Here is a 12078-nt window from a genome sequence, read left to right as displayed (position 1 = left end):
ATCCGTCATCGTCCGGTCCACGACCCGTCGTGCGCTTTGGAGCGACGGCGACGACGAGCGCCGCCGGCCGTGCCGAGATCGAGCTCGCACGGGGTCGCCGCTTCGAGGTCGCATCCGATGGCACGCTGGCAAGTCCGGTGGAGTTCCTCCTTGGCGCGCTCGCCTCGTGCCAGGTGTTGACCTACCAGCACGTGGCCGAGGCGCAGAACGTTCCACTCGATTCGGTCACGGTCCGTGTCGAGGGATCGCTGGATCCCGCGACGCTCGACGGTGCGGCTCGGCCCTGTGTGAGCGACGTGGTCGTTCACGTCGAGCTTCGTGGCCCGAGCACGCCAGAACGCTACGAGCAGCTCGCCAACGAGGTCGATCGCCGTTGCCCCGTGCACGCGACGCTCGAGCGTGACGTCGCGATCACGCGTCAACTTGCGGTGGTGTGAGCCGGGTACGCCTCGACGCGGGACACTCACACGGCACGCCCTGGGCTGCGTCGGATCGGACGTGGCCCAGAGGGTTGCGTTCGTCGGGGTCACGCTCTGAGCGTTTGGAGGATGGCGGTGCCGTTCGGTGAGCCGAGGCCGCAACACGCATTCCAGATGGGCCCTGCGTCGTAGGCTCCGTTCGACCCCACGGTGATCTCGTGGAACGCCGACGATCCCCGGGCTGCGTAGAGGAGCGGGTTCCAGAAGCCGCCACGAGCGCCGGCTTGGTGACAGCGTGCCACGAGGCCAGCCCAGAGTGGTGCGACGGCACTCGTGCCCCCGACGACGGTTGCGACCCCATCGACAACGATCCGATAGCCCGTGTCGGGATCGGCGTTGCCCGCGACGTCGGGGACGCCGCGTCCTGGTCCGGCACCGGGATTGGCGCTCGGTGGCATTGCGATGCCTGCTTGCCACGACGGGACCGGGAAGAGCGCAGAGATCCCTCCGCCGGTCGCGCCGCCGTTCGGCAGGTCGTTCCAGACCGTCTCGGCGACGATCGTGGTGCCGTCGAGGTCGAGGCGCGTACCACCGCACGCGAGCACGTAGGGGCTCGCCGCGGGGTAGTCCACGTGTGCGCGTCCGTCGTCGACGCCGTCCGTGGAGCCTTGGTCGCCGGCCGCGACGAGGACCGTCACGCCGACATGGACCGCCTCCTCGAGCACGCTCTCGAAGGCCGCGATCGTGGTGGCTGGGTAGGACTCCTCCGGTGCGCCCCAGGAGATCGAGATCGCGACGGGAGCGTGTGTGGCGTCGCGAAGCGCGGTGGCGATCGCGCTGTAGAACGCCGCGTCGGTGTTCGCCGCCATGTAGAGCACGAGGTCGGCGCCGTTGGCCACCCCGGTGGCGACCTCGAGATCGAGCATCACCTCCGCGTCGGGCCCGTTGGGGTCGCCGGTCGGGGCGTTGCGGGCGCCGTCGACGCCGACGACGCTGACCTGGGGCGTCGAGAGGCCGAGCCCCTCGCAGTAGCGCACGAGGTCGCTCTCTTGGAAGCCGCCTCCGAGCTCGATGAACCCGATCGTCGTACCGCGCCCGTCGTAGGCGGTCGGGAAGTCGTAGGCGCGCGCGACGGTCGGAGCGGTCGTGGGTGCGTTCGGCGCCACCGCCGGACGCCGATGGGAGCGCGCGAAGGGGCGGGTGTCGAGACCGAGGACCGCGACCACGAGGGGGGCGAGCTCGGCCGGAAGCGAGATCTCCCCTTCGTAGGTCCGATACCGTCGGCCCTCGAGCTGGAGTCGCACGAAGCTGATACCAAAGAGAGCCGCGATCCGTGCTGCGCTTCCCGCGAGCACGATGCGGCGTCGAGGTGCGTCGGCTGCGATGACCTCGAGGCCCTGACCGGCGACGTAGCGAGCGATCGCTTCGAGCGCTCCCTCGGGTGGACTGCGCAGATCGGCAAGCTCCGCTCGCGACATGGGGGTCGGCCCTGGCTCAGGGAGGGGGGCGCGCGGTTGGAGTACGACGGTCACCTCGACACGTTCGTCGTCGGGGATCTGGCCGAGCACCTGGGCGCCCGCCGGACGAGGCATGGCGGAGCCCGGCAGTGTCCTGCGTTCCTCAGGAGCCACGACTACCTCCCGTCGGATCGTGTGCTGCTTAGCCTACGACGGATGAGCCCTCGGGGGGGACGTGCGTTCTCGGGGAGAGCTGGCAGTGTGGTTGTGACCCATCACGCCAGGCATACGTCGTTCCCGCTCGCGTCGACGCCGCCGCGTGGTTCCCATCTCGATCGAGGACCACGATGTGCATGATGCGCTCGGCGGGATCGACCTGCAGGCGGTTCACCAGCTCGATCGCACGCACAGCAGCCTCCTCGCAGGTGGCCCCGGCCTCGAGGAAGCCAACGCAGCGGCTGGCGAGCTGAGTCCGGAGCGAGAGCTCGCCAAAGCCTGTGCATGCCGCCGCGCCGACACGGGCATCGCAGTAGTTGCCGGCGCCGATGACGGGGCTGTCACCGGCTCGCCCTGGCCACTTGAAGGCCCATCCGCTCGTCGACACGGCACTGGCCATGCGGCCTCGGTCGTCGAGTGCCAGGTAGTTGACCGTACCGACGGCCCGCTCGGGATCGCGGGTGAGTGCTCGTGCCATCGCGAGCGTCGAGGCGAGCTCCTCGGCGTGCAGGGAGGCGATCGCCGTTCTCCAAGAAGCGAGCGCCTCAGCGGTCTCGAGCACGGCGGCCTCGGCTCCGACCGCGCGTGCGAACGCTGCGGCACCCTCACCAACGAGCAGGACATGGGGGGATCGTTCCATCACGGCTCGGGCCACGCTGATGGGGTGACGAAAGCCTCGCAACGCCGCGACCGCACCGGCCTTGAGGGTGGTCCCGTCCATGATGGACGCATCGAGCTCGACGGCACCGAAGATGTTGGGGAGGCCCCCGGTACCGACTGAGTGATCGGCCGGATCGTCCTCGGTGACCCAGGCCGCCTCTTCGACGGCGTCCAACGGGGTCAGCGCTCCTTCGAGGAGCCGAGGAAATACGGCATCGATGCCGGCCCGGCCATTCGCACTCGCCACCATGAGCATGCTCGTTCCCCTCCCGTCGATCGTGGGTGCCTCGGCACCGGAGCCGGTGCCGAGCCCTTGGAACGGTACTCGACCGCCGCTCAGCAACCGCCCGGGGGCCCGAAGGAACCGACCCCGACGGCGGGCGCGTCGACGGCACCTTCGTCGCTCGGGCGGTTGATCGCGCCGAGGTGCACCACGTACCACGTGCCGCGCCAGGAGATCAGCGAGAGCACACCGATCGAGTAGGTCGTCGTGCCGACCTGGTAGACGAGGCGGGAGCCGGGTACGTGCCAGTAGCCGAGTCGGTTGTAGCAGGTGCCCGGCGGCACCCAGTTCGCGTTCGTCGTGGGCACCTCGAGGCCCACCAGCGTCGGGGTGCCGCCATGAGACGTCACGACCGCGTGCGCTGCCTCGATGTCGAGCACGAAGTGCGCGACGAGGCGAACCGCCCAGTCGTGCGCGTCGTCGGTGAGCGACTTGACCTGCAGGTAGGCCGGGAGCGGAAAGAAGGCGGGCATGGCGAGGGCCGGATTATCGGTGACGATCGCAGCCCACAGGTCAGCGACACTGGTCTTGAAGCTCTGGGTCGTCGCAGACGGAAGCGCGGGTGTCTGTGGGAGGGCACCTGGTCCGGGGTCGGTCGAGACGGCAGAGGGAGCGACGAGGACCGGCCGAGGTGCGAGCGGATGGGTCGCCGGGAGGAGGCGGTGAGCCTTCGGCGAGGGGACGGCGCTACCGCAGGCAGCGAGGCTGGCGACGGCGGCCACGAGCACGGCGAGCTGCGGACGGAGGACCTGCATCGGCACGATGCAGTGTAGGGCGCTCAGCGAGCGGGTAGCGTTCGGTCATGGCCGATCTCCTGGAGCGGGCCGTTCAGGCTGCCGAAGCCGCGTGCCGCGTGGTGCCGCTGCTCGACGGGGCGACGGTGACGCCCGTCGCCGTCTCCGAGAACGTGGTGTTCCAGGCCTCTTGCGACGGTGTTCCGGTGGCCGCGCTCCGGGTCCCGCGTCCTGGCTATCGCACGGTCACCGAACTGGCGAGCGAACTCGCCTGGCTCGCAGCGCTGGATGCGGCAGGTGTCGCCGCCCCGCGGCCCATCGCCCAGCTCCATGGCCCCCCGGGTCTCGTCGACACCAGAGACGGACCGGTGGTCGTGGTGAGCTGGACGGCGGGCGAAGTGGGAGCAGGCGACAGCGACGATCCGGCAAGTTTCGAGCGCCTTGGTGAGGTTGCTGCCCAACTCCAGAACCACGCGCGTCGGTGGCGCCCGCCACCGTGGTTTCGTCGGTGGCGCTGGGATGCTGGCGCGCTGGTGGGGCCGCATGCCCACTGGGGGAGCTACCAGCTTGCCTGCGCGAGCTCGTCCGAGCGGCGTCTCATGGACCGAGCCGCCGAACGTGTCGCCAGCATGCTCGATGCGGTGGACGAGATGCTCCTCATCCACTCGGATCTGCGCGCCGCCAACGTCGTGCGCACCCAGAGCTCGGCGTTGGTGCCGATCGACTTCGACGACGCTGGCTTCGCACACCCGATGGCAGATCTGGCCGGAGCGCTGAGCTTCCTCGAGGACGCCCCGCACTGCGAGGAGCGTGCTGCGGCGTGGATCAGGGGCTACGGTCGTCGGGCGAGGATCGAGGAGCGGTGGTTGGCACGTGTGTGGCCGCTCGTGGTCGCCCGTCGGCTGGCGCTCACCGGCTGGAGTGCCTCGCGTGTCGACTCGGAGGTCGCCGGAGCGCTCGGTCGCTCGTTCGTCGAGGGCACGCTCGCGGTCTGCGACGCGTTGCTTGCGGGTCGTCTCAAACCCCTCGACGTGCCGGCTTCGCTGGAGAGTTCGGAGTCGGCCTCGTGAGCGCCACGGACATCGTCTGGCTCGAGAGCGAGGCAGCGCTCGTCGAGGCGCTCTGGCGCCCAGGCGACCCGGTCGCGGGTGACGTCATCGCCGAGGTCCGTCACGAGCTCGCCGAGCTGGCCAGCCAACTCCCCACCGAGCAGACCTGGCGCTTGACCAAGCGCATCGTGGCCTCACTCGTGGCCTGTGAGCGCTACGGGACGGCCGAGCTGCGCCGTGAGATCGCCACGCCGCGCAACCGCGCCATGGACCTCGGCACGGTCTTCGAGGCCGGGGTGCGCTCGTGGTTCGCCTACGGCGCCGAGTACCATGCCGGCGACGACGTCGCGCTGTGGCTCGAAGCCGTCACTGCCGACGGTGGGACGGTCGAGCTCGATGCGGAGCAGATGGCAGACGTCGTCACCCGGCGCGCGCGACTCGTCGAGCGTCTTGGCATCGAGGAGGCGTGGTGGCCACGAACCGAGGTGCGCGCACGGGCGGACCTCACCGACCACGTGCTGCTCACCGGGCGCTTCGATCTCGTGGTGGGTGGGGCCGCGAGCGGGAGACCCCACCACCTCGTCGAGATCAAGTCGTCGCTCGCCCTCAGCGAGGAGCACGAGAGCGAGCTCCGCTTCTACGCGCTGCTGGCTGGCCTGCGCTACGGGCCACCTCCAGCGAGCATCATCCTCCTCGGCCCTGGCGAAGCGGTCGCCGATGCGCGACAGCTCGTGATGAGCGAGCGCGTCGTGCGCGATGGCGCACGCCTGGTCGCCGATGCGCTTCGGGCCGCCGCGCGTGGCCTCGCTGGTGCGCCGATCGAGCGCGCAGGTCCGCGCTGTACCCAGTGTCCGTTCCGCGAGGACTGTGCCACCTACGCAGAGGCGGCGGCGCCGTGAGCCGCACACGAGGGGAGCGAGCAGACCTCGGGCGACGTGTCGAGGCGATCGTCCGTGAGCTGCGTGGCGGCGGCGCGCCGGTCCGCCTCACGAGCCGAGACCTCCGCGAAGCGTGCGACCTCGGCTCCTCGGTGATCGATGCCCCGTTCGAGCCGTCCGTCGCGGTCGTGCGCCGTACCCTCGCGATGGAGCTCGTCGTGCGCTGGTACGACGAGCGTGAGCAGGCACCGACCCCGCACGCGCTCTATCGCGCGCTCCGCTCCTCGATCCGCGACCACTGGGCCTGGGACTGGGTGAGCGGCCATGCGACGAAGGCGATCACACGCGGGGAGCGACTCCTCGTTCAGCAGGAAGTGATCACCTTCGCAGCGGAGACGATCGGCGTGCTCGAGGCCGAGCACGCCGGTGCGCTCGAGCCGCGTCGGCGCACCGTGCGCTTCGGCGCCGTCCAGCTGCGGAGCCTCATCGACCTCCAGCTCCTCGATGCGAAGGGCGAGCGGGCGGGCGTCTTCGTCCTCGATCATCGACCCTACGGCTACGAAGACACCGCGCTCGCGTTCGAGGCGGTGGTCGCGACGATCGGTGGTGTCGATCTCGACTGGGTGGGCCTCGTCGACATCGAAGCCGGTCGCTCTCGGCGTCGCCTCGTCGATGAGGCGCTGCTCGACGAGGGCGTGGGCGCGATCGGGACCGTCGTCCGACGGGCTCGCCGTCTCCGCGAGCTTCGCGAGACACTGCGTCGTGATTCCGTCCCCGACGGTCTCTGGGCCGATGCCGTACCCGGCTACCAGTGTCGCTCCTGTCCGCTGGCGCCGCACTGTCCGGCCTTTGGGGCAGGAGTCGACGCGAGCGCCGTCTGAGCCGTCGAACCGGTTGCGTCAGGTGCGCTCGGACAGCTCGGCGGGAGCTGTCCGAAAGATCTTTCGGCTGACCCAGGCGGCACCGGCACCCGAGCTCGCGACGAGCGGCAGCCACCAGAAGCCGAGGCCTGCACCGATCATGGCCCCTGCGACGCTCGGCCCGACGAGACCGGCGACACCGCGGGCGAAGTGGCTCATCCCGTAGAAGCGACCGCGGAGATGCTCAGGTGCGAGCGCGGCGATGAGCTGGGTTCGAAGGGGAGCCATCAGCATCTCGGCGAGCGAGAAGGTCGCGGCGAAGCTGACGACGAGGACGGCGAGCTCGAACTCGGTCCGCAGCCACAGGGCCCCGAACAAGATGAACCACGACGCGCCGAAGATCGCTGCGGTCGCCATGGTTGCGCGGCGCCACCGGAGTCGGTGGACCAGGCGTCTCACGGGTTGCTGGAACGCGACGATGAGCACGGGATTCGTGAGAAAGCCGAGCGCGATCAGGTGCGGCGACGCGTGGAGCTCGATGCCGATCAGGGCCGGCACGCCAGCGTCGAACGACGAGTAGCTCGCGAGCGAGAGCAGCAGGCCCCACGCGCCGACGTACCAGAACAGCGACGAACGCATGGCTGCGCGATACGACGCGTGCTCGAGGTGTTCGCGAGCCATTCTCTGGTTCGGGATGAGCTCGTAGGTCACGGCGAGGAGGGCACTCGTCACCGCGAGGGCGGCGAACAAGCCCCGCATCACCGTCGCGTCACCGGCACCGATGAGCAGCGCCCCGACCACGATCCCGAGCCCGAAGCCGGTGTTCGCGCCCATGAAGTCCCAGCTAAAGAAGGTGGTCGCCGAGAGATCGTCCGGCAGTGCGGCGAGGAGCGCGCTCGATCGGGCCGGATAGCGCAAGGTCGACATACCGAAGAGGACGAAGCAGCCCGCGACCGCAAGCGGGCTACGAGCAACGACAAGCGACGCTGCGGCCACGGCTTCGATCACTGCGCCCAGTTGCGCCGTTCGTCGAGGCCCGAAGTGATCCTGGAAGGCCCCGCCGACCAGCGCGCCTCCGAGCGAGGCGAGACCCTCGGTGCCGATCACGAGACCCGCCAAGGCGGTGGGGAAGTGCAGGTCGCTGTGGAGATACAGCACCCAGTAGGGGAACGCGGCCCCCTGAGCCACGTTGAAGGGAATGCCTGCGAGGACGACCCCAGCGAGGTGACGACGACGGACGGGACGCGGAGACATCGGAGCTCCAAAGGAACGACGCAAGGTAGCTGAGCCGGTCAACCCTAGCCGGTCTGCTGGGCTCGTCATGCAGCGCCTGCATGATGACGGCGGGCGTGGCACCACGACACGAGACCGCCCACGTTCGCGAGGCCGCACCGGGGAGGTGCACCGCGGCGGCCGACAGGTCGCGACCGCCTAGCGAAGCCGAGTCGGTCGGCTCACAGGCGAGCGCAAGATGAGGTAACCGAGACTGACCCCCGCCGCGATCGCGAGGCCGATGGCGAGGCCCTGCAGGAGCAGACCCGCGGCACCGCCGTGCCCCTCGACGAGTGCGAGCATGCCCTCGAAGACGGTGAGCCCGGGCACGAGCGGCATGATGCCGGGGACGACGAAGAGGTAGGGATGGGTGGTGTGGATGGAGGCGAGCGCCTGGCCGAGGAGGCCGACACAGACCGCGGCCAGCGCCGTCGACACGACGAGCGAGACGCCGTTGTGTTCGAGCACGAGGACAATCCCCCATCCGAGCGCTCCGGTGACTGCCGCCCAAGGGAGGAACGAACGCGGCACCGATGTCGCGATGCCATAGAGGGCTGCCGCGACCGCCGCGGCCGCGATCTGGACCGGCACATAGAGCAAGGAGGCGAGCGGGATGGGGCCGATGGCGAGGTGCAGACCCGCGAGTCGTGCCACGTAGATCACGAGGCTGACGCCGGTCACGATGCCGGTGGCGATGACGAGGACCTCGACGCCACGGGCGGTCCCTGACAACGGGAAACCGCTTAGGGCGTCCTGGACGCTCGAGACGAGCTTCACGCCGGGCACGAGGGCCATGATGCCGCCAGCGACGACGAGGGCAGGCACGGTCGGCGCGTGCGCCACGATCGCGAGCAGAGCCGTGGTGGTCGCGAGCGTCGCCCCGATGGCGCTCAAGAAGAAGTCTGGGACGCCGCGCCGGGCGAGACCGCGGTTGAGGACGTAGATCAAGGCGGTCGCCACGAAGCCAAGCGCACCGGCGAGGAGCTGTCCGCCGAGCAGGATCGTGAACGCAGCCGCCATGCCCGCCCAGCCGGCCACGACGAAGCGACCGCGGCGCACGGTGAGCCGCTCGATCGCCTCGAGTCGCTGCTCGACATCGACCGGGGGAACCTCGCCCGCGAGGACGGCCGCACGCAGCTGGGTCATCGCGGCCAACTTGGCGAAGTTGAGCGTCCGATCGCGCACCACGACGAGCGTGGTGATGGGCTTCAAGGTTGCACCACGACGGTACGAGCCGGTGAGTGACGTGAACGTGACGTCGACCTCGCACCCTGCGAGGCCGAGGGCGTTGGCAAAGGTGAGGACGGTCTGCTCGACATCGAGCGTGGCGGCCCCAGCCGCGAGGAGGACGGCGCCTGCCCGAAGGGCGGCGGTGAGGAGGCGATAGGCCACCTCCTCCTCGGGCTCTGGTGGCAGCTCGGCCAGCGAGTCCGAGGACACGAGGCGTGCGATGCGCCGCTGCGCCGCACGCAGGACGGCGCGTCCCTCGTCGCCCAGCGATCCCCATCCGCGCTCCGGTTCAAAGGTGCGACGGTGCCAACCACGTCGGCGGGGTCGACGTGGCTCAGCTGCGCCCGGGGGCTGTGCGCGTGCCACGCCTCCAGGATAGGACGGATGGCCGTCCGAGCTGGTGTGACGTGCCGTCTCGAGGCACCGCGCAGCCGGCCGCGAGCGTCGACGGATCGTGGTGCGAGCGGCGACGGATTTACTCGGACCCCGACCCGAGCGTGCGCGACAGGTCCTCGACCAGTCGGCGTAGCTCGGCGAGCTCGCTGCGGTGCTGCCGGTGCGAGCGCATGATGTGGATCGTACCGCCGGCGGCGATGCAGGCCCCGAGATCGCTCGTAACGTTCGTGTAGTTCCCGCCGACGAGTTCCGCGAACGCCGACACGTGCACGTGGGCGAGGGGGAGGAGCACGAGGTAGACACCGAGCACCGCGAGGAAGATGATGTGGGGTCTCGATGACAGCGCTCGCGGGACGAGATTCAGCACACGCTGGAGGCGTGTCGTGGGCTGGTCATCGGCGAGTTGGCTGACGCTATCGGTCATGGGACACTCCTTGGATCAGGTGCGTTGTACGGTAGCTGCCAGCGGAGCCCGCGACGATGCGGCGCGGGGACTCAACCCGCGGCCGAGGAGTCGTCGGCGCTCACTCGTCGATGGGAAGTGCCGGCGAGGGGAGATGACGAACGCTCGGCACAGCGAGGGTGCCCAGCGTGATCGCGACCGTGATCACGACACCAAGTCCGAAGACACCGCGTGCGCCCACGATCGCGGCCAGCGGCGCTGCCAAGGCGTAGCCGAGCGGCAGGGTTCCGACGGAGGCGAGGTAGTCGTAGGCTGCGAGCTTGCCGAGCACACTCCGGGGGATCGTGCCCTGGAAGACGGTGTCCCACAGCCCCATGAGAAGCTCGAAGCCGACCCCGGCGATCGCGGCGGCGACGACGAGGACGGGTAGGGGCGCCTCGAACCAGAGCGCACCGAGCCACACCGACGTAACCGAGAATGCGATGAGGGCGAAGGAGAGTGGGCGACGAGGCCTCAGGCGCACGACGAGCGCGCCCCCCAGGACGCCACCAACGCTGACGCCGGCCAGCATGAGGCCCCAGCCCAGCGCACCGTGATCATGGGCACGCGCGACGACAGGGCCGAGCACGAAGAGCGGTCCGTAGACGACGAGGTGCCACAGTGCGAAGGCGCCGTCGACAGCGACGAGCCACCCGTAGGCCCAGTACGCTCGCCAACCGCTGCGCAGTTCGGCGAGCAGGCCAGCGTCGTGGTGTGCTCCCGCGCCTGTATCGGGGAGCGCGCGAGCAGCGAGCGTGCCGAGGGCGGCGACGATCGCGGCGAGCCAGAGCACGACGGTTGGGGATGCGATCGCGCTCACGAGTCCTGCGAACGCAGGAGCTGCGACCTGGACGAGATTGCGCAACAGACTCCGTAGACCGTTCACGCGCTGTCGATCCTGTGGCGACACCACCGCAGCCAGGAGAGCCTGCAGAGCCGAGTTGACGAGACCCGCGGAGGCACCGGTGACGATGGAGGCGGCCCCATAGGCGACGAGTGCGTGGCTGTGGGTCTGCGCGAGCAGGGCCAACGCCGCAGCCGAGGCTGCGTAGAGCGCATCGGCGAGGACGAGGAGGCGACGAGGTGCGATGAGGTCGCCGACGCCACCGAGGACGATCAAGCTGACGACGAGGCCGACGCCCTGTAGTGCGAGCACGATCCCGAGCGCGCTCGCGCGAGCGTAGATGTCGAGGAGCGAGAAGGACAGGCCGACCGGAAGCATGCCCACCGCAGCCGCCAGCAAGCCGCGTTCGGCGAGGAACCAACGAACCGGATGACGTGCGCCAGCGACCACGATGGTCGAGCCTAGGTCCCGCTGGGTGGTCGGGGCTGCGGACGCAGTGTCGGTGATCACCCGAACTGCTCTTGCCCTGCCCGAGGCCGATGCCTTCGAGCGGAGGACGGCCGCAGAGAGGCGCGAACGACACGCGCGAGACGAGGAGGCGAGGCCGTAAGGCTCCTTGGCTCGAGGAGATGATGGCCAGAGAAGTCACAGACAGGCATCCGAAGTGCTGGTTCGGCGCACCAAGCGCAAGGGGCCGACCGAAGGCAGAGGGGAACCGGGAGCAGGCCCCAGCTCGACCGCTGAGGGGGCGAGGGCGTTCGATCTCCCGGCGCTGGTGTGCCCGGTGCTCCTCGAGGAACCAGACGAGCGGTTTGGATGCGAGCACGCGAGGCATGCTGCGAGCTGTCCTCGCTTGGACCTCGGTGACGGCGTCGCGAGGCTCGACGCGCATCTTCGTGAGGCGGCCCTTGTGACGGCCACTGTGCGAGCGTTGCGGTCGACGTTGCTCCAACCCAGCGCGTGCGCTTCGCCGCGTCGCGTTCCGCGGCTCGCGAGTGGCCGAGAGCAGCGATCGGCACACGTTCGTCACGACTGGCGACACGGAGCGCCCCGGCTTCACACATGGACCATGCCGTGGCCCCTCGGCTCGGTTGACGCACGGCTCGGGTGTTCGTGGCGGGATCAGCGGTGCGCAGGCCGTTGGCGATTCCCGATGATCTTCCAGCCGAAGGGACGCTCTGCACGACCTGGCGAATGCGAGGAAGAACGGTCGACTCCTGCAAGCGCTGGGTCAAGCGGCAACGATGGCAACGTCGGGGTTCTGGCGGCGCGTGGTCACATGGATTCGGCTGCTCACGTTCCCGATGCGTTCGTGCCGGCGGAGTCGGGTTCGGTCGC

At 69.7% G+C, this 12078-nt stretch carries 11 protein-coding genes; 4 read left to right on the top strand and 7 right to left on the bottom strand.

What is annotated here, in order from left to right; all coding sequences use genetic code 11:
- Nucleotides 1-29: 29 nt before the first annotated feature.
- A complete protein-coding gene (locus AFER_RS05480; protein ID WP_015798493.1) occupies nucleotides 30-437 on the top strand; it encodes an OsmC family protein in 408 nt (135 codons plus the stop codon).
- Nucleotides 438-526: 89 nt separating this feature from the next.
- Here the strand turns inward: AFER_RS05480 and AFER_RS05475 are convergent, their stop codons facing one another.
- The 3 genes from AFER_RS05475 to AFER_RS05465 form a co-directional block, all read right to left on the bottom strand.
- Nucleotides 527-2050 carry a S53 family peptidase gene (locus tag AFER_RS05475; protein ID WP_015798492.1) on the bottom strand — a complete coding sequence of 508 codons (1524 nt, stop codon included), beginning with the start codon at nucleotides 2048-2050 and terminating at the stop codon, nucleotides 527-529.
- A 28-nt stretch (nucleotides 2051-2078) separates the two neighbouring features.
- Nucleotides 2079-3002: an isoaspartyl peptidase/L-asparaginase gene (locus AFER_RS05470; protein WP_218914767.1), complete on the bottom strand. Its 924-nt coding sequence runs from the start codon at nucleotides 3000-3002 to the stop codon at nucleotides 2079-2081.
- Nucleotides 3003-3088: 86 nt separating this feature from the next.
- On the bottom strand, nucleotides 3089-3796 hold the full coding sequence (locus tag AFER_RS05465) for a hypothetical protein (protein ID WP_143711954.1): 708 nt from the start codon (nucleotides 3794-3796) through the stop codon (nucleotides 3089-3091).
- Nucleotides 3797-3837: 41 nt separating this feature from the next.
- On the opposite strand from AFER_RS05465, the gene AFER_RS05460 reads away from it, so the two are divergent.
- Genes AFER_RS05460 through AFER_RS05450 form a run of 3 tightly spaced genes read left to right on the top strand, consistent with a single transcriptional unit; the run spans nucleotide 3838 to nucleotide 6577 of the window.
- Complete coding sequence (locus AFER_RS05460; RefSeq protein ID WP_015798489.1) at nucleotides 3838-4839, top strand: phosphotransferase enzyme family protein; 1002 nt, start codon at nucleotides 3838-3840, stop codon at nucleotides 4837-4839.
- Nucleotides 4836-5717 (top strand): PD-(D/E)XK nuclease family protein, encoded by an 882-nt coding sequence (locus AFER_RS05455; protein WP_015798488.1) that lies wholly within the window; start codon nucleotides 4836-4838, stop codon nucleotides 5715-5717. The genes AFER_RS05460 and AFER_RS05455 overlap by 4 nt, the downstream gene beginning before the upstream one ends.
- On the top strand, nucleotides 5714-6577 hold the full coding sequence (locus AFER_RS05450; RefSeq protein WP_015798487.1) for a hypothetical protein: 864 nt from the start codon (nucleotides 5714-5716) through the stop codon (nucleotides 6575-6577). The genes AFER_RS05455 and AFER_RS05450 overlap by 4 nt, the downstream gene beginning before the upstream one ends.
- Before the next feature lie 18 nt (nucleotides 6578-6595).
- On the opposite strand, the gene AFER_RS05445 is transcribed toward AFER_RS05450, so the two are convergent.
- The 4 genes from AFER_RS05445 to AFER_RS05430 all read right to left on the bottom strand — a co-directional run bounded on the left by AFER_RS05445 (nucleotide 6596) and on the right by AFER_RS05430 (nucleotide 11250).
- Nucleotides 6596-7810, bottom strand: coding sequence for an MFS transporter (locus AFER_RS05445; RefSeq protein ID WP_015798486.1), 1215 nt, complete (start codon nucleotides 7808-7810; stop codon nucleotides 6596-6598).
- 177 nt (nucleotides 7811-7987) lie between these two features.
- Nucleotides 7988-9424: a threonine/serine exporter family protein gene (locus AFER_RS05440; RefSeq protein ID WP_015798485.1), complete on the bottom strand. Its 1437-nt coding sequence runs from the start codon at nucleotides 9422-9424 to the stop codon at nucleotides 7988-7990.
- Nucleotides 9425-9533: 109 nt separating this feature from the next.
- Entirely contained in the window at nucleotides 9534-9878 is a 345-nt protein-coding gene (locus tag AFER_RS11990; protein WP_015798484.1) for a hypothetical protein, read from the bottom strand.
- 100 nt (nucleotides 9879-9978) lie between these two features.
- On the bottom strand, nucleotides 9979-11250 hold the full coding sequence (locus tag AFER_RS05430) for an MFS transporter (protein ID WP_015798483.1): 1272 nt from the start codon (nucleotides 11248-11250) through the stop codon (nucleotides 9979-9981).
- Nucleotides 11251-12078: the final 828 nt, after the last annotated feature.

The sequence above is a fragment of the Acidimicrobium ferrooxidans DSM 10331 genome (genome assembly GCF_000023265.1).
In the GTDB taxonomy this organism is placed as follows: Bacteria; Actinomycetota; Acidimicrobiia; order Acidimicrobiales; family Acidimicrobiaceae; genus Acidimicrobium; species Acidimicrobium ferrooxidans.
Note: the sequence above shows the minus strand (reverse complement) of the source record. Positions and strands in the feature narration are given on the sequence as shown.